Source organism: Quyinboa ferrireducens (genome assembly GCF_042436675.1).
Classification (GTDB): Bacteria; Bacteroidota; Bacteroidia; order Bacteroidales; family UBA5342; genus JBHJHP01.
This window is the reverse complement of sequence record NZ_JBHMVA010000001.1, coordinates 414,309-433,001: the sequence shown is the minus strand read 5'-3', so window position 1 is coordinate 433,001 and position 18,693 is coordinate 414,309. Positions and strand designations below refer to the sequence as shown.

Annotated in this window: 8 protein-coding genes; 7 read left to right on the top strand and 1 reads right to left on the bottom strand. The window is 36.1% G+C overall.

The window, feature by feature from the left end:
* The first annotated feature begins 63 nt into the window (after positions 1–63).
* From ACE01N_RS01635 to ACE01N_RS01605, 7 genes are all read left to right on the top strand, one after another.
* Positions 64–2,436, top strand: a complete 2,373-nt coding sequence (locus ACE01N_RS01635; protein WP_380584158.1) for an ABC transporter permease — start codon at positions 64–66, stop codon at positions 2,434–2,436.
* 28 nt (positions 2,437–2,464) lie between these two features.
* Positions 2,465–4,819, top strand: coding sequence for an ABC transporter permease (locus tag ACE01N_RS01630; RefSeq protein ID WP_380584156.1), 2,355 nt, complete (start codon positions 2,465–2,467; stop codon positions 4,817–4,819).
* Positions 4,820–4,893: 74 nt separating this feature from the next.
* Positions 4,894–7,251, top strand: coding sequence for an ABC transporter permease (locus tag ACE01N_RS01625; protein ID WP_380584154.1), 2,358 nt, complete (start codon positions 4,894–4,896; stop codon positions 7,249–7,251).
* A gap of 18 nt (positions 7,252–7,269) precedes the next feature.
* Positions 7,270–9,672 carry an ABC transporter permease gene (locus ACE01N_RS01620; RefSeq protein ID WP_380584152.1) on the top strand — a complete coding sequence of 801 codons (2,403 nt, stop codon included), beginning with the start codon at positions 7,270–7,272 and terminating at the stop codon, positions 9,670–9,672.
* Between the two features lie 127 nt (positions 9,673–9,799).
* A complete protein-coding gene (locus ACE01N_RS01615; RefSeq protein ID WP_380584150.1) occupies positions 9,800–12,166 on the top strand; it encodes an ABC transporter permease in 2,367 nt (788 codons plus the stop codon).
* A 59-nt stretch (positions 12,167–12,225) separates the two neighbouring features.
* On the top strand, positions 12,226–14,562 hold the full coding sequence (locus ACE01N_RS01610) for an ABC transporter permease (RefSeq protein WP_380584148.1): 2,337 nt from the start codon (positions 12,226–12,228) through the stop codon (positions 14,560–14,562).
* A gap of 78 nt (positions 14,563–14,640) precedes the next feature.
* On the top strand, positions 14,641–17,001 hold the full coding sequence (locus tag ACE01N_RS01605) for an ABC transporter permease (protein WP_380584146.1): 2,361 nt from the start codon (positions 14,641–14,643) through the stop codon (positions 16,999–17,001).
* Between the two features lie 211 nt (positions 17,002–17,212).
* Here ACE01N_RS01605 and ACE01N_RS01600 read toward each other — a convergent pair whose 3' ends face one another.
* On the bottom strand, positions 17,213–18,568 hold the full coding sequence (locus ACE01N_RS01600; RefSeq protein ID WP_380584144.1) for a serine hydrolase: 1,356 nt from the start codon (positions 18,566–18,568) through the stop codon (positions 17,213–17,215).
* Positions 18,569–18,693: the final 125 nt, after the last annotated feature.

Here is an 18,693-nt window from a genome sequence, read left to right as displayed (position 1 = left end):
AAGCACTGAGGTACGAATTAAATGATTATCATGTAGCAATTGAAAACAGAAAAACGAACAATTATGCTTAAATATTTTTTTAAACTCACATTTCGAAATATCCGTAACAACAAAATCTATACGGTGATAAATGTATTGGGATTAAGCCTTGGATTGATTACTGCTCTTCTCATCGGGTTGTGGGTGCAAAATGAATTAAGTTATGATACGTTCCATTATAATGCTTCTGATTTGTATAAGGCAGCATCGTGTTACGAACCTCAGGATCAACATAGTTATTATTTACCCACCCCGGTTGGCAAATATTTGAAAGAGAATTACCCGGATGTTGAAAATGCAACTGTATTTTTAAAACAGTCGAAAAACAAGATCATCTATAACAAAAATAGGTTTTTAACAAAAGGGGCTTTTGTTAACTCTTCCTTTTTTTCGATGTTCAGTTTTCCTTTTATTATTGGTTCTCCATCCGATGCATTTCCTACGCCTAATTCAATAGTTATTACCAAGTCGTTGGCTACAAATTTATTCGGGAATAAAAATCCTGTCGGCAAAACGATAGAATTAGATATGGATGGGTTAGAAGAATTTACTGTTTCAGGGGTATTAGAGGACTGCCCGACTAATTCAGATTTGAAATTTGAGTATCTGGTTCCGTTTGAATTGATTTCAGAATATATGAATAGCTGGGATTATAAGGTATTGGAGACTTATGTGCAACTTAAAAAAGGAACCGATTATCAATCATTCAACACCAAAATTAAAGGTGTTATAAGTAAGTTTAAACCCGACTGGAACAATCGTTTGTATATCACTCCATTAACCCGGTGTCATTTATATAACCTTGAAGGAAGCGGACGGATACAAAGCGTATACATCTTTTCATTTGTTGCAATTCTGATTTTGGTAATTGCAATCTTTAACTTTATTAACCTTGCCATGGCAAGGTCCGATAAACGACTAAAAGAAATCGGGGTTAATAAAATTCTGGGATCCCGTAAAAAACATCTCATTCTTCAGTATCTGCTTGAAACTCAAATGCTGGCTTTGGTATCCTTAGTCTTATCCCTTGTTCTTCTGGAATTAATCCTGCCTGCCGTTAATCTGCTTCTGAATCTTAACCTCAACTTTAACTATAATTTTTATACTATTGCCGTTTTACTGGGAATCACTGTAAGTATTGGACTATCATCAGGTTTATATCCGGCTTTTTCCCTTTCATCGGCTAAACCGATCAACGTTCTCAGAAATAAAACCGGCATATTAATACGCTCTCAAAAGCATAATAATAATTCCGGTTCATCACAAAAAATTCAATTCAGAAGTGCCTTGGTTGTTTTTCAATTTGCTTTAACCATTATTTTAATAACCGGTATTATAGTTATTCGCCATCAACTTCAGTATGTACAGGAAAAAGATCTGGGTTTTGATAAAGAAAATATTCTGGTGGTCAACATGGAAGCTGATTTGAAAAGCGATTATGCAACCGCAAAACAGCAGTTATTACAAATGTCTGAGGTCTCCAGCGTAGCCATCTCTCAAAACCCTATAACCACCTGGATTGCTTCATGCAGCCCGGATTGGGAAGGTAAAAGCTCAGACAATATTTTTGACATGGGGGTAAATTATGTTGATTATGATTTTGCTAAAACACTGGGCATTAAATTACTTGAAGGAAGGTTCTTTTCGAAAGAGTTCTCCAGTGATGCCACCAACGGGTTTGTAATTAATGAAGCAGCGGTTAAAGCTATGGGCCTGAATAATCCGGTTGGAACAAATATGTCTGTATTTCAGGATACACCCTACGAACGAAAGGGAAAAATAATCGGCGTAATTAAAAATATACATACTGAATCTTTATATTCCAGCATAAAACCGTTTGTATATACCTATGCGCCTTCAGGTTCTTACATGTACATCAAAACAAATGCATCTTCCGGTTCTGCTACTGTGAAAACTATTAGCAAAAAAATAAAATCCATTGTACCTGACGACCTGTCAACCATAAGCTTTCTCGATAATGATTTAAATCAATTGTATATATCGGAACAAACTACTGAAAAATTAATGGAGGGCAGTTCATTAATTGCAATCGTTATTTCCTGTCTGGGCTTGTTTGGCTTAAGTTTTTATGGTACAAAACTCAGGATAAAAGAAATTGGCATACGAAAAGTAAATGGAGCTAAGGTTTCAGAGGTTTTAACCATGCTTAATAAAGACTTTGTAAAGTGGGTATTTATAGCATTTATAATTGCAACTCCTGTGGCTTGGTATGCCATGCATAAATGGCTTGATAGTTTCGCCTATAAAACCACATTGAGTTGGTGGATCTTTGCACTCTCCGGAATTTTGGCATTGGGAATTGCTTTGCTGACTGTGAGCTGGCAAAGCTGGCGGGCTGCAACCAGGAATCCGGTAGAGGCACTGAGATACGAATGAAATTTGTTTTTATTGAAAACCCACTATCATGAAAAATAATATTAATAAACTTTGGCGTAGTTTTTTTAATAAAAAAAACTATAATATCATAAATATCCTCGGATTGTCTTTGGGAATATTGAGTATGTTGGTCGCCATGCTTTGGGTTCAAGATGAATTGTCATTTGATACGTTTAACAAAAATGCAGACCAAATATACAGGATACTTGCCGAAGAATCGCACATGGATGGTTTTTCTAATTCGGCAACCACTATGCCCCCGCTTGCCGAAGCTTTAAAAAACAAACTCCCCGAAGTAGAAAAAGCAGCAAATTTTGAAATGGACTGGCGCGTAGTTGTTAAAGCCGGTGATAATTATTTGAATGAAGAGGGAATGGCTATGGTTAGCAGCGACTTTTTTGACATGTTTTCTTTTCCGTTTATCGAAGGTTCTCCCCGGAGTTTCAAATCGAAGAAAGATGTGGCGATAGTCTCTGAAAAAGCTGCAAAAAAATATTTTGGAGAAGAAGACCCGCTTGAAAAATACATTGAGATAAACAGGCACGCGGTAAAAATAGTAGCTGTAATAAAAGACATCGATTATAATTCTCATATCAGTTTCGACCTTGCGATTCCCGAAGAACTCGGGAACGATATATTTCACAGGCAAAAGGGAAACTGGAATAACCAGTGTTTGTATACTTATATTGAGGTTGCAAAAAATGTAAACCCCAAGCAGCTTGCTTCAAAGATACACACCTTTATCCCCGACAACATTGACAAAGAGAGCCAGTACCGGTTACTAATTCAGCCACTGAGAGAAATCCATTTTCAGAAAAACATTGCCGACGAAGATTATACAAGGCTTGGCGATAAACGTTACGTGTATATATTCACTTTTATCGGCTTATTTATTTTACTGCTGGCTTGTATCAACTTTATAAATCTTTCAACTGCCGTTTCGGAAAATGATTTAAAGATTTATAGCCTCAAAAAAATATTAGGAGCAGAAAAATCGGGACTGATTTTTACCATTATAAAAAAATCTTTATTTGTTTCTTCTCTCGCGACGTTTATTGCGTTACTGGTTCTGTATCTTATTCTTCCGGCCATCAATAGTTTCTCAGGAAAGAGCCTTTCCTTTGATTTTCTAAATCTTGCTCACATTGCTGTTTTGGGTTCAATTATAATTCTCACAACCATTCTTTCAGGCATTTATCCCGCATTTTATCTTGCTTCTTTCACGCCTGTAAATGTCCTCAAAAAGAATGTTTTGCTCTTTCGTCGTAGTTTTTTACGAAATGGATTGGTCGTTGCCCAGTTCTCAATATCTATTATTTTAATAGCTGCAACCATTATCAGTTCAAAACAATTAAATTTTATCCAGAATGTTAACCTCGGATTCGACAAACAAAAAATTGTTTACCTGCCGCTGAAAACAGGAGGCAGTACAAAATACCAGGCGTTGAAAGAAAAGCTTTTACAGTTGCCTGGAATTACGTCGGTTGCTGGGAAAAATTATTTTTCATCAACTGTATTGTTCACAGCGGAGGTTGATTGGCAGGGTAGAGACAAAAATAACCCTGCAATTTTTTCGCTAAATCAAGTTGACAATGATTTTATCCCGCTCCTGAAGTTAAAGATGCTGGAGGGACGAAATTTTTCAGATGAAATTGAAAGTGATAAGGAAATGGCTGTTATTATTAACAAACAAGCAGAAGGGCTAATCGGGAGGAACCCTATAGGAATGACACTAAAAACCATGGACCGCGAACTTAAAATAATAGGCGTAACCGACAATGCCCATTTTAAATCTGTCAACGAAAAAATACAACCTGAATTTTATATTTACTCAGGAAAACCCAGCTATGTCTTTCTAAAATACGACGATACGAAAATTGGAGTTAGCCAGTTAATCGGAGAGGTTAGAAACACCATTAAATCGTTCTATCCCGAAGCTCCATTTGAATATTACTTTTTGGACTCGACGTATGCAAAGCTTTATGAAAACGATAGACGTGTTAAAACAATATTTGCTTTTCTGGCTGCTATTGCAATTGTTATTTCGTGTATGGGGCTTTGGGGCTTAATTTCTTTTAGTTGTGAAAAGCGAACTAAGGAAATCGGCATCCGAAAAGTAAACGGTGCTAAAATTTTGGAGGTGATGAATATGCTAAATACTGATTTTTTAAAATGGGTGGCTATTGCTTTTATTATAGCCATACCCGTCGCCTGGTACGCCATGCACAAATGGCTCGAAAGTTTTGCTTATAAAACCAACCTGAGTTGGTGGATTTTTGCCTTGGCCGGAATATTAGCATTGGGAATTGCTTTGCTGACTGTGAGCTGGCAAAGCTGGCGGGCTGCAACCAGAAATCCTGTCGAAGCACTTCGATATGAGTAACGAAATCCCGACAGCATCGTCGGGGTGGAAGCATTAAGATACGAATAATTATAATGCCTTTATAAACACAAACGATGAATATAGTACAATTAAAATTATTGCTCAGAAACCTTAAACGGAACAAATTACATTCTCTAATAAACGTTATTGGGTTTGCTTTGGGAATCGCCGCTTTTATTGTGATCGTACTATTTGCTAATTCTCAGTTTAGTTTCGATGGATTTCATTCTAACCAAAACAAAATCTATAAGCTTTACCTGGGAAATTCGGGCGGAATTCCTGCCCCGGTTATAAATCAACTTAAGGACAAGTTTCCTGACATTGAAGACGGGCTTCGCTATACCGATTGGTATGGTGGTGGTGAAGACGGGTACATTACTACAAACAACACTTTGTTTAAATGTACCGACCTTCTTTTTGCCGATGAAAGTTTTTTCGACTTTTTCGATTTCAAATCCCTGGAGGGAGATGTAAAAACGGCTTTGCAACACCCTAATTCTATTTTGCTCTCAGAAAGTATGGCAAAAAAACTATTTGGAGATAATAATCCAGTTGGCCAACCAATAGCCTACAAAAGTAAAGGACAAAATATTGAGTATTCGTTAACTGTTACCGGTGTCATCAAGGACGCTCCGTTCAATTCATCCATTCAGTATAACGGGATTGTTTCAATGAATACCATAGTTGCAAACAATATTCGAAGAGGCAGGCTTGAATCAGACTGGGGAAACTGGGGTTTTAACACTTTCATAAAAGCTACGAATTTAGAATCAATAAAAAGTGATATTGAAGACTTTTGGGCACAATCGGTTAAAGAAAGGTTGGACATTGATATTAATTCGGAAGTAGGAAAAGAATATCAGTTAAGTTTTGTCCCATTAAAGCAAATCCATTTTCACAACACCAACAAACGCTCATTGTTATATGTGCTGCTTTTTATTGGATTTGTGATTCTTGCCATTGCTATTGTTAATTATGTGAACCTGTCAATTACTCTGTTTAATTCAAGAGTTAAAGAAGTAGGAGTAAAAAAAATAGTTGGTTCTGGTCGTTCAGGTTTATTTTGGCTCTTCATCAATGAATCTGTATTAATCACCCTGATTTCCTCACTGTTGGCCGTGCTACTGATTTTTGTACTTCACCCTGTTTTCTCCCATATTTCCGGCATGGAAAACATTCTGGATCATAAAGTGACCATTCCCATCATTATGTTTTTCCTTTTGGGAATAATATTCATTGGAACTATTTCGGGTATCTATCCTGCCGTTTATCTTACCTCGTTAAAGCCAATGAGCGCTTTCAGGAATGAGGTATGGAAGAGCAAAAGAAGAGTTGGCGTGAAGTATTCTTTGGTCGTTTTTCAGTTTGCTGTATCTATTGCTTTGATTGTCAGTGTACTTGTTATTTCAGGCCAGCTCAAATTTATGCAATCCCAAAAGCTTGGCTTCTCTCCTGAACAAATTATCTATTTTACTCAAAGCAACGAAATAAACAAACATTACGATTCTTTTAAGCAAGCCCTAACCAGCAACCCCGGAATTGAAAGTGTTTGCAGAACAAATCACCACATGGGAATGGAGTTAAATATGACTACCAGATACAAAATAAACGGTAAGTACAAAACGTATTACGCAACCACTATCGATCCTGATTTTATCAAAACAATGGGAATAGAGTTATTGAGCGGCAGAAATATTTCATGGAAAAATCAGGCCGACAGGGAGCGAATTCTGATTAACGAAAAATTTGCAAAGGACTTTGAATTGGATAACCCCATTGGAACTAAAATTGACTTTTTCGATCATGATATGGAAATTGTTGGAGTAATAAAAAATTTTCATAACAACTCATTGCAGCACGAAATTAAACCATGCATTTATTGCAATTTAGACTGGAATTCGTGTATTAATGTTAGAGTAAGTACACAAAATATCGAAGGATCAATTACCGCCATTAAAAAAACATGGCAGCAGTTCTCCCCCGGAATTCCTTTCGAGTATAGCTTTTTGAATAAAACTTTCGATAAACTATATCGATCGGAAAAAGAATTTGGAATCTTGATGAAAGCTTTCTCCATTCTGGCCATTTGTATTGCCTGTTTGGGTTTGTTTGGTTTGATTTCATATTCAACGCTTCAACGGAGTAAAGAAATCGGTATCCGCAAAGTTAACGGAGCAAAAATCACTGAAGTAATGACTATGCTCAACAAAGATGTTGTAAAATGGGTAGCATTGGCCTTTCTTATTGCCACACCAGTTGCATATTACGCCATGAATAAATGGCTTGAAAACTTTGCCTACAAAACAAACCTGAGTTGGTGGATTTTTGCCCTGTCCGGTTTTCTGGCATTGGGCATAGCGTTACTGACAGTTTCCTTTCAATCCTGGAAAGCTGCTACGAGAAACCCTGTCGAAGCATTGAGATATGAATAACTTAAAACTAAATGAATTATGTTTAAATTTATCCTAAAATACTCCTTTCGAAGCTTACTTAAAAATAGAGTAATATCAGTATTCAATATCATTGGACTGACACTGGCTTTGTCATCCCTGTTATTCATTTTTTCTCATATAAGGCATGAATTATCTTTTGACCGGTTTCACGATAATTATCAACGAATCTATAACGTGTATATTGATGAAACCGATGAAGGTGTAAGGGATCAATATATTCAAACTCCATATGGACTAGGTACATATATGGCTGAAGATTATCCTGACGTGGAGACCATGGCCAGAACATGTAAATATGAGGAGAGTATTGTAAAAAAAGTTGATGGAGAAGAATTTAAAGATAATCTTTTGCTTGTCGATCCTGATTTTTTCAGTTTGTTTAAGGTTGACTTTCTAAATGGATTTAAACAATCCATACTCCAATCTCCTAATCAGGTTTGTATTAGTCAGAAATGTGCATTCAAGTATTTTGCAAATGAAGATCCGTTAGGTAAGACACTTAAAATAAACAGTAAGGAATATGAAGTAAAAGCCGTTTTTAAAGATTATCCTGAAAATTCACATTTACAGTTTGATTTGATAGGATCGCTTTCGACCATTTCCGGTAATCGTGATAAATATGATCTGGATGGATACATGTTTACCACGTATATAAAGCTGAGAAAGGGGGCAGACTCACAAAATTTCGAGCACAAAATGCAATCTTTTATCACCAACAGGCTCACTCCATTTGTTGAAAAAGCTTACCAGTTGGATGTTCAGGAATGGTTTAGCAGGGGTAATTCAATCAACCTGAAACTAATGCCTGTTTCAAAAATTCATTTGTATGCAAGCCATATTGCCGGTTTTGAAGAACAGGCCAATATTAGTAATGTAATCTTGATTTCACTGATTTCAGCTTTATTGGTGTTTATTGCATGCTTCAATTTTATCAATTTCAATGTTAGTGCGTTTCGAAGAAGAAGTGTTTCTGTTGGGATTAAGAAAATTTGCGGATCAAATAAATTCGTAATTTCTTTTCAGTCTTTTATCGAGTCGTTTTTAGTTTATTCTGTTTCAGCTATAATAGCATTAATAATTTATAAAGTTTTTTCAACTGGTATTAATGAAACATTTAAGTATGGTAATAGCAACATAGGCTTGGTGTTGTATCTTTTATTGCTGGTTGGCGGAATGTTAATTGCATTCATATGCGGATTCCTACCGACCTATTTAAATATAAAGAGAATACCATATTCAATATTAAAAAGTACTGTAAACATTAAGGAGCATAAGATATTAGGAAACAGACTGTTCGTTGGGCTTCAGTTTATGGTCGCGATAATCATATTAATATTTTTTATCGTAATTAATAATCAGGTTGATTTAATCACAACACATTATTTAGGATTTGATAAAGAAAATGTGATGATTATTCACCGAACAAACAGAGACAGGGCAAAAGCTTTCGTATTGGCAGATCAATTAAGAAAACTTCCCGGAATTAAAGCAGTCTCGGTAGCGAATGCATATCCGGGAACTGCCCTACCCACAAAAGATTTACAGCTTAAAGACTCACCGGATGGTTTTTCATATTCCCCACAATACTATAACTGCGATTCAGAAATGAATCATGTTCTTAACTTAAAATTGGTTGAAGGTGAGTTTTTTTCCGAAAAGACTCCTGCAAATTCTATTTTATTAAATGAAAAAGCATTAAAAGTATATGGTATTGAAGATCATCCAATTGGTTCGGTTTTTACCCGTTCATCAGGTGAAACCTATAAAGTAATTGGAGTAATAAAAGATTTTAACTTCAGATCGCTCCACAGGTCAATCGAGCCATTATGTATATATACAGGCATCGACAGATCCAATTCCCTTGGTGCAAGTACTATTCTGGTTAAGATGAATCATACCAATAAACACACAATTGAAACTATTCAGCAAAAATGGAACGAAGTTTATGGCGACACCTATTTTGATTATTCCTTCTTAAATGATAAAATCTCTGCCCTTTACAAAAAAGAATTAATGCTAAGAAGAACAGTACCAGTATCTGCCTTTATAGCTTTATTTATATCTGTAATAGGATTACTTGGAATCACCTATTTAAAAATGGATGAGAAAAAGAAAGAAATAGGTGTTCGAAAAGTCAATGGCGCCAAAATAGCGGAAATATTGACCATGCTCAACAAGGACTTTGTAAAATGGGTGCTGATTGCTTTTGTGATTGCAACGCCAATTGCATACTATGCCATGAACAAATGGCTCGAAAACTTTGCTTACAGAACCAACCTGAGTTGGTGGATTTTTGCCCTGGCCGGTTTGCTGGCGTTGGGAATTGCATTATTGACTGTAAGCTGGCAGAGCTGGAGAGCAGCTACAAGAAATCCTGTTGAGGCACTCAGGTATGAGTGACCCCCGAATAATCGGGGCCGATAGCGAAGCGTATCGGGATCGAAGCACTTCGATATGAATAAAAAGATGATCAGATGAATGTAAATATTAATTCAAATTCACATCAGAAATAATAAAACACACTAAAATGGTTTCGAATCATATTAAAACATCATTAAGGAGTATCGCCAAGAACCCCGTGTTTTCCATCATTAATCTTTTAGGATTAGCCGTTGGGATCATTTGTGTCATACTCACTTCGATATGGGTAAGTTACGAACTGGGTTATGACGGATTTAATAAAAATAATGACAGAATTTACAAAGTAAGCCAGGGAGAAAACTTTTCAATAGTACCGCCACTGTTTAATTCTGTAAAAAATGAATTTCCTGAAATAGAAAAAATAGTGCGTACGTCAACCGATGCCGAAGGATATATGAACAACATCGACGACAATGATGCCATCAAAGTGAAAAATGTATTATACACCAACAGCGATTTTGGCGATATTTTTACATGCAACACGATATGTGGTAACCTAAAAACGGCACTGGATGCGCCCAATAGCATAGTTCTTACAAAGGAGCTGGCATTAAAGATTTTTGGAAAAACTGATGTTGAAGGAAAAACAATTCATTATGTAGCAACTTTTCCTTCAAAAGAACTGACGTTATCGGTTAAGTCAGTTGTGGCTGATTTTCCTTCAAATTCAAACCTGAAGTTTGATGCCATAATTCCATTTGCCACTTTAAATACTATCAAACCCAATGGAATGATGCCTGATGAAAATTGGCGTGACGGTTATTGCAACATGTATCTCCTTTTAAAAAAAGGTACAAATGAAAATGCTTTTGTAAGCAAACTTGCAGAATTCGGAACCAATGTAGAGCAATATGTTTACGGACTTGATCCCAAAAGTCCGGAGGCAGCTAAACGAAAACTGGGATTGGTAAAAATAACCGATCTACATTTCTATAATAACAGCAGGAAGCAATTGGTAGGCTATATTTCAATCATTGGCCTGTTAATAATACTTATTGCCATAGTCAACTACATCAATCTGTCTATCGCAAAACTGTTTTCTGTATATCAAGGGTTGTTCATCAGAAAGATTAATGGAGCCAGCCGATACAAGCTTGTATCATATATTCTGATAGAGTCAGTTTTGTATTCATTTGCTGCATTATTAGTTGCCTTGCTTTTAATTATGGCCGGCAAACCATTAATTAGCGGAATGTTGCATATCAATTTCGCACTGAATTACATCAAACACCCTGGTGCTATTTTCTTTCTCATACTCTCGTCTGTAATTGTTGGGATTATTGCAGGGCTATATCCGGCTTTAAAACTTACCTCAAATATTTCAGCGAATACAACAAAGGTTTCTCTCCCAAAAAAGGACAGGAACTTTACCCGGCAATCACTGGTTATTTTTCAATTTACTATTTCCATTGCTCTAATAATCAGCGTATTTGTCATTGCAAAACAAATTAACTTCCTGAATAATAAAGATCTGGGATTTGATAATCATCAAATCATTTACGCCCAACTGAATAAAAATCTGTATCGACCTTACAATGAATTCAAACAGAAATTATTGAAGAACCCCAATATTAAAAGTGTAAGCGGGTCGCAATGCGAGCTTGGTCAGTACTGTGTAACACTCACGCGCGATATAAACGGTACGAGCAGATATTTTCAGGAATTGCCTGCTGATCCGGATTTTATTGAAACAATGGGGCTGGAACTTGTTCAGGGCAGAAATTTTTCGTGGGACATGAGTACAGACAGATATCAAACAGTAATACTGAGTGAGTCTGCTGTAAAGGCTTTTGGATTGGATAGCAGTAACGTTATTGGCACGGAAGTTTTTATGTATGACCGGGTCGCCAAAGTGGTCGGCGTAATTAAGGATTTCTATTTCCAGTCGTTCCACCACAAGCTGGATCCGTTTATGCTCTATTATCATCCCGGATCAATAGGTACAGCAAATATAAAAATCAGTGGAAACAATGTTCCCGAAACCATGAAATACATAAGCAAGGTGTGGAACGAATTTTCACCAGATGTTCCTTTTGAATATCATTTTTTAGACAAGAAATACGAAGAACTCTATGAGCAAGACCGGCAATTCAGCCAAATTATCACTTCGTTTTTATTTGTGGCTATTGTCATCGCATGTTTAGGATTGTTTGGCCTGGTATCATTTACAACGATTCAACGAACTAAAGAAATAGGCATAAGAAAAGTCAACGGAGCCAAAGTTTCAGAAGTACTGGTCATGCTCAACAAAGATTTTGTGACATGGGTCACCATTGCTTTTGTGATTGCCACACCAATTGCCTTGTACGCCATGAATAAATGGCTTGAAAGCTTTGCCTACAAAACCACGCTCAGTTGGTGGATATTTGCCCTGTCTGGTTTGCTGGCGTTAGGAATTGCATTACTGACCGTTTCATTTCAGTCCTGGAAAGCTGCAACCAGAAATCCGGTCGAAGCACTTCGATATGAATAAAAGATTTATTAAAAGAATAGATATTATAACAAGATCACACAGCTAAAATATAATATAAAATGATTAAACAATATTTTATCAGAGAACTTCGCAACCTGATGAAGAACAAATATATTTCAGTTCTTAAAATAGCAGGGCTGACAATTGGACTTTGGGTTTTTATGGTAACAGGTTACTATGTGCTGCATGAAACAAGTTTCGATCATTTTCAGGATTCTGCCGAAAACAAGTTTAGTCTGGAAAGCAGAGACCAGTTTGGCGAAGCCTATTTTCAATCTCCTTTACCCTATGTACTATTCAACTCTCTGGCTGATCATTATCCTGAAGTAGTTAAGAGCACAAGCTTCGATATCAAAAAAACACCTGTATATATAAAACAGGAAGACAATCTTATCAAGTCAGACTATTCGGAAATTGGATTTGTTGAACAGGATTTTTTCAACTTCTTCCGCTTCGATTTTATCGCGGGAAATGCAGGGGAGAGCTTTAATTATCCAAATCCGTTAATAATATCGAGAGACATTGCAAAGAAATACTTTGGCAGGATCGACATTATTGGTACCCCTGTTTCTCTTATTGTAAATGACCGACCAATTGAGTATACAATTTCCGGAGTCATTGAAAATCCGCCAAGCAATTCTAATGTTTGCTTGCATTGGATCGGAAGCCTGCCGCACTTTATGCAAACACAGGGAAAAAACGATTATAAATCAGACTGGAACTACCAATGTAAAAACTATGTAGAACTCCTTCCCGGAACTGAACCTTCAGCGTTTGCCAATAAGTTATCACAGGAATATGCCGGACTTGCCAAGCTAAAACGTACACCAAAGATTCTATTAACGGTGCTTAGCAAATTACACGTCAACAAACGTCTTCGAATCTTTACAACATTGGGTATATTAATCCTCCTGATTTCAATTATCAATTATGTTCTTTTATCAACGATTGAAAAAACACGGCAGCTGCGTTACTGGGGAATTGAAAAAATTTCTGGTGCTAAAGCATTCCATTTATTGCTTAAAAACTCAACTTCTGCTTTAATCTACTCTTTTATAGCCGGGATCATTACACTCGGATTGTTTAAACTTACACAGCCCTACTTTCTCAATTTCGTCGGCAATGATGTGGCTTTTAATGCCAGTTTGGATTCAAATAAATTCATTCCCGCGGTAATACTATGCTTATTATCTGTCATTTTACTGTCAACATTTATTAATCAATTCGTTAGTGGAAAAATTAAATCAATTGAAATTCTACAAAATAAATACAGTAAAGGAAGGACCGGAAAAATTGTTTTTAATTCACTGTTAACCTTCCAGTTAATAGCATTTATTGCCTTGATTTCGGCTTCAATGTTTATTCAAAAACAACTTACCTTTATGCGTGAAAGCGATATTGGCTTCAACAAAGAATCTCTCATTTCAATGAATATTGCACCCGGCGATATTCATGCTTACAAGCTTTTTAAATCCGAGATATTAAGGCACTCAAACATCAAAAATGTGGCAGCGACAAACTCTCTTCCTCTGTCTGAATTTAGTACAATATATGGTGAAGTATTTACCGATAGTATGGGTAACCAGCAAATAAAAACAACAGAGTTTATCAATGTTGATAATGATTTTTTCAAAACGTTGGAAATATCCTTCATTAAGGGTCATGATTTTAAAGAAAATGCCTCAAACCAATGCATTGTAAACCAAACTCTTATCGACCAACGTGGCATAACAGATCCACTGAAGGAAACAATTAAACTTGGAGGCAAAAATTATCAGATTTGTGGTGTAGTTAATGACTTTCACAACAAATCAATGCAAATGTCAATAACGCCCTTTGTGGCACACTACGCCCCTGATAAAATCTCGCATGCAATTATACGATTTACCGGTAATCCTTCTGAAACGGTTGAATTGATGAAAAAAATGACTAAAAAATACCTCCCCGAAACCATCTTCGAATACGAATTTTTTGACCAGCGTATTAAATCGGTCTATCGCGACGAGGTAAGGTTTAGTAATATTATTAATTTGCTCACCCTGCTTTCAATATTGATAGCTGTTCTTGGTTTGCTGGGTGTATCCTATTTCTCTTCTTTATTAAAAATCAAAGAAATAGGTATACGTAAAGTAAACGGGGCCAAAATTTCAGAAGTGATGACCATGCTCAATAAAGACTTTGTAAAATGGGTAGTCATAGCCTTTGTTATTGCCGCCCCTATCGCCCGGTACACCATGAATAAATGGCTGGAGAACTTTGCTTACAAAACGAACCTAAGCTGGTGGATATTTGCTTTGGCTGGTATGCTGGCTTTGGGCATAGCGTTACTGACAGTTTCGTTTCAATCCTGGAAGGCTGCAAGTAAAAATCCGGTCGAAGCATTGCGATATGAATAATTAGAGCTTAAATAATTCCTTCTTTTGAGGAATAATGAAATTGAGTAATCAAACCAGAGACACATTAAAATTTACATCATGGCATTACATAATATTAGAACGGCATACAGAAGTTTAATGAAAAACAAATTGATTTCTTTGATAAATATCATAGGCTTCGGATTTGGTATTTCTGTATGCCTTGCTTTGACTATTTATGTATTGAATGAGTTTTCCTATGACAGGTTTCACCAAAATTATAATAATATATACAGATTGGTGGATGATAAAAACTCAAGCAGGATAGATTACCGGGTAAAAGATATTTTGTCTTCAAATTTTGCAGAAGTAGAGGACGCCTGTATCAGTCAGAGACTGGATATGCAATTACCGGTCAGGGTGAATGATCAGGGATTTTACCTGAATGATATCATGTCGGTTGACAATAATTTTTTTAAAACGTTTTCCTTCGTCTTTAAAGAAGGTGACCCAAAACATGCTTTTACAAATATCAATTCAGCAGTCATAACAGAAAGTACTGCTGAAAGGATTTTTGGAAATGAAGATCCAATGGGCAAAGAGATCATAATTAATGCAAAAAATGAACCTGTCACCATATCAGGTATTTTATACGACTTCCCTGAAAATTCAAGTATCTACGCCGATCTGCTTGTAAATGCCCAAAATAGTAAATTCAAATTTGCATTTGGAGCAAGAAGTTTAGAAGACCAAAGTTCGTATCGATGGCCATTTACCATTTACGTTCAACTAAGTAGAAATACAGATGTCGCAGCTTTTGCACAAAAGCTTCAGAATAACGATATATATAAACGTTATGTTGAATCGCTAACTTTGCTACCATTAAAAGATATCTACCTCAGAGACCACACTACCGGCAAAGGGAGTGCAACAAAAAAAGGAAATCTGGCTTTGATAAAACTATTATCAGGCATTGCCCTTATTATACTGGTACTTTCATTAATTAATTATATGAATCTGACGGTTTCCCGATATTCGATGCAATTTCGGCAAATATCTGTCAGGAAAATACTTGGTGCAACCCTGAAAAACTTGAAATTCCAATTTGTTGCTGAATCACTATTATTGACTTCTATTGCACTGGCAATTGGTGTATTTATATTATTCCTGATGAGCCCTTTGTATTACATGCTTTTTAACGGAGATTTCAGTTTGAGAATACTCTGGTCCTTCCCAACAGGTTTGATCATTATTTCAGCATTCTTTATTTTGGGTTTACTAAGTGGTATCGGGTGCTTTATGATGGTGAAATATTTGAAGAATACCCCGTCGGTTAATTCCAATATGTTGCCATTAAAAGGGGACAGTCACGTTAAACAGGCCCTTGCCATTTTTCAATTTGCTGCTTCTATTGTATTGATAATTTGTATCTCTGTGATTACAAGACAAATCGATTATGTAAAACATAAAGACCCGGGATTTAAATCAGATCAGCTTTTAAACATTACCTTGCCAAACATAAATTCCCAGGATTATTCAAAAGCACTTGTATTTTTTGACCGATTAAAGTCTTCCCCTTATATAAATAGTATTACAGCCTCTGAAGGTACCCCGTGGGATGTTGGCTCTCATGCATCTCCAAACATCGCTGATAAACCCGATAAGAATATGGCTGTTTCTTATATTAGAGCAGATACATCCTTCTTAAAAACTTTTGACTTAAAAATAATAAAAGGAAGGGATTTAATGCCTGGCGATTATGGCAATGTTTGTATGATAAACAAATCAGCCTACGAATATTTTGAATGGAATGATCTGGATAATAAGAAATTTAACAATTGGAGGCCGGAAGGATTTAAAATTATAGCTGTTGTAAATGATTTTAATTTTAGCTCGTTACATGAAGCGATTGCACCTCTTTGCATCGTTTTTACCAACACCAGACCAACCAATTTGAGTGTTCAGTTGGGAGGAGGGTCCATAAATCCAGCTATGGAATATATAAAAAGCGAATGGAAAAGTTTGCTACCCCAGTATCCTTTAACATATGAATTTTATGATGATTGGTTCCAAAAGCAATATATACAGGAAGAACAACTTGCAAAATCCATTGGCATTTTTGCCATCATGGCAATTGTAATATCCTGTTCCGGGATTTTAGGTCTGGTTATTTTTTCTTCCCAGCGGCGGATCAAAGAAATTGGCATTCGCAAAGTAAATGGTGCTAAAATCTCAGAAGTGATGATTATGCTTAACAAAGATTTTATCAAATGGGTAGCAATTGCTTTTATTCTTGCTACGCCAATAGCATGGTATACCATGAATAAATGGTTGGATAACTTTGCTTACAAAACGAACCTAAGCTGGTGGATTTTTGCTTTGGCTGGTATGTTGGCTTTGGGAATTGCTTTATTGACTGTATCATTTCAATCCTGGAAGGCTGCAACTAAAAATCCGGTCGAAGCATTGCGATATGAATAAGGCTAAGCCAATAGAACAAATTGCATCCGAACCAAAATTTTGAATACCCTATAAAAGAGGCCATATTTTTTTAGTAACAGCCACATCAGGTTTTGCATTTTAGCAACTACCGGATGTGGCTGAATATATTTTGTATCACTAAAGATATGTGTCAATAAAATCCATGATAAAGCACGTTTAAAGATTCAGATATTTATTGTCTTCAACAGCTTTAGTTTATTTTAAATGCGGCAACTTCCCTACCTCCTTGTTTGAGAATTAATTTTTCAGTTTTTGAAGAATCTTTCTTTGTAAAATGGATGATAGCATCAGCTTCCGGAATAAAAAACTCATTCTCTGCTATGGCGAATAATTCCAGTTTTGACTGGCCGGTTGGCTGACAAAAACAGCGCTTATCTTCAACTATGATATTAAAGTTGAATCCCGGACTAACTTCATAAGCTCCTTCGTAAGACTGCATAATTTCATGGGGTAAAGCAATCGTTTTTTGAATCTCCGGAATTGCATATTTTTCACCAAAAACCATGGCAATCAAATCTCTGTTAATTCGATTTAAAGGCGTATGTTCAAAATTGGAAAGTACAATAATACATAAATCATCATCAGGAAAACGGCTGATATTTGCCCTGAAACCATCTGTTTCTCCTGCCAATGCTATCATTTTGTGCTTGTAAACATTTACAATCCCCCAGCCATATGTAAAGTTGTTCTTATATTCGTTGAACAATAAATACCGCGATTTTTCACCAATTATTTTATCAGAATACAATGCTCTGTCCCAAAGGTACAAATCGCCTACAGTAGAATACAAAGCACCTGATGCCTGGGCATTTGACATATCCCGGTAATGCGATTTGTGCAATTCATTATTTTGCAAAATATACCCGCCGGAAAAATTTTTAATGATATTATCCGGATGTTCAAAACCCGAATTAAGCATTTTCAGTGGTTGAAAAATATTTTCATTAATATATTTTTCGTACGACATAGTGCTCACCTTCTCAATGATATAGCCCAGCAAAATATAATTTGAATTGCTGTAAGCCGATTTTTCACCCGGGTTAAAATCCAGTTTCTTATTCTTAAATGTGCTTATTGTTTCCGTCACATCATAATGATAAACCCTTCTGTCACGGTTATAATCCGAAAACTCTGTATGATTTGGGATCCCCGAAGTATGTGTCAGAAGATTTTTTATGGTAATTTCATCACCACGTGGATAATCCGGAATAAACCTGTTGAGTTTATCTTCCAAAGACAATTTATGATCTTCTGATAACTGCATAATTGCAACAGCAGTAAATCCCTTGGTTAATGAGCCTATTCTGAATTTTGTTTCTGCAACATTGGGAATGCAGAATTCGTAACTGGCCAATCCATAAGCGTTACTGGCTAAGATTTCACTCCCCTTTGCAATTAGAACAGAACCATTAAAAAGATTCATTTCTACATAGGCATTTATGTATTCATCGGTTTGTTGCTGCAGGTTTTCTTGGGCATAAAGGTTATTTATATACCCAACAAAAATGAGTGTCAGCAAAGGAAAAAAGATTTTAGATCGTTTCATGGTTATTCATTTTTGACTTTAAATTGAGTTCAAATCAACGATTCTTTGCAGCTGTAAACAAATTATTTATTCCAATGATACCGGGTCCTGTTTGAACTGCATTTACAAACATATATGCGTGTTAT